The organism is Paenibacillus gallinarum, assembly GCF_014836635.1.
Taxonomy (GTDB): domain Bacteria; phylum Bacillota; class Bacilli; order Paenibacillales; family Paenibacillaceae; genus Paenibacillus; species Paenibacillus gallinarum.
Genome location: NZ_JACSQL010000048.1, coordinates 1 through 1425 on the forward strand (window position 1 = coordinate 1; position 1425 = coordinate 1425).

Genomic DNA, 1425 nt, shown 5'->3' on the forward strand with positions numbered 1-1425 from the left:
TCTTATAACAGGGTAGACTTAGAAATCAAACGTAGCATAAAAGGGCTGAACAATAGGATCATAACAGCAAACCCTAGATAAGGCATATTAAAGCTAAAAGCATCAAACAAGTATCCTCCTACAGCGGCGCCTGTCATTCCTCCGAGGTTGTTGCTAACGGAGAATTTGCCGTATGCATCACCAATGTGCTCTTGGGGTGTATCCTGAATAAATACAGCGTCTATTGCATAACTTTGCATGGTTGCGAACAGGTTAAACATTGTAGAAATCACAGCAAAAAGAAGCAGACTGGTTGAAAAGGCAAGGCCCACTGCAGCTATGCTACACATTGCCAGAGATATGGTTATCGTTTTTCGATATCCTCTGCGATCGCCAATCTTTCCTAAGGTTGGGCCAAGAAACGAGAAGGCGATCATTGGAAGTAGAAATACGATGGCGATCTGCTCAAGGTTTGCATCGTATGCCTTTTGCATATAAGGGATGAAAATAACACTGGACATGCTAAATACAGTAGATAGAAATACATTCAATATCCAAATTTTACGTTGTTTAATAGATAGTAGGTATTTCCTCTCACTTGCAATACTTTTAATCAAGGAGAAGCCTGGTGTTATAGACGTAAATATATACGCTAGCGCAGACGCTCCCCCGCAAATCATGAATAACACATACCAGCCTTGAACAAGTTCATAATTTTTTAATACTAGATAACATATTCCTACACCAATCAAACCCCCTAAATGCATTCTGCTATCAAAGTATCCCATTTGCTGTCCAAAACTGTTATTGCTATCTGAAATCAACCCAACCAATGAAATGCTAAGCAAAATACCTGCTATACCGCTTATGACTCTTGCAAATATTAATACAGATAATTGTGTCGCAACCGAAAAAACAAAATAAGCGGATGTAAAGAAAATTAATGCGCTTAAGAAAATAAAACGCCGGCTATAACGATCTGATGCTCTACCTAGTACAAGTGTCATCACTATTTGTGAAAAAGAAAGAATGGAAACTATGATGGTATATTGGAATGTGGTGTAACCTAGTTCATGTGTATATATCGGGAGCAATACTCCTAGAAATATGCTAGGTAAAGAGATAAGTATTAGGGAGCTTGTCAGTTTTTTAGGATTCATGGAACACCTCTGTTTACAGATTGCCGAGTCGGCTATTGAAGTTTGGGGCGAGACAATGGGACATATCCACACTGCTTAAAAAGAATATATAACTACCAAGCGTTCCCTTGTTGGATGGAAACCAAATTCTACTCCAATTTGAGTCAACTTAAGACATTTTTATGATGATTCTATGGAGGGATACGTTTCGGGTAACCCGGATACAAACTTCGCTCAGGATATTGATTACATAATTCAACTTAGATACCTAAAACCTTTTACATATCACTTCATCTATGCTGATAAA

1 protein-coding gene is annotated in these 1425 nt (G+C 38.2%); it reads right to left on the minus strand.

Annotated elements, in window-relative coordinates:
* Positions 1 to 2: 2 nt before the first annotated feature.
* Complete coding sequence (locus H9647_RS25555) at positions 3 to 1139, minus strand: MFS transporter (RefSeq protein WP_191805310.1); 1137 nt, start codon at positions 1137 to 1139, stop codon at positions 3 to 5.
* Positions 1140 to 1425: the final 286 nt, after the last annotated feature.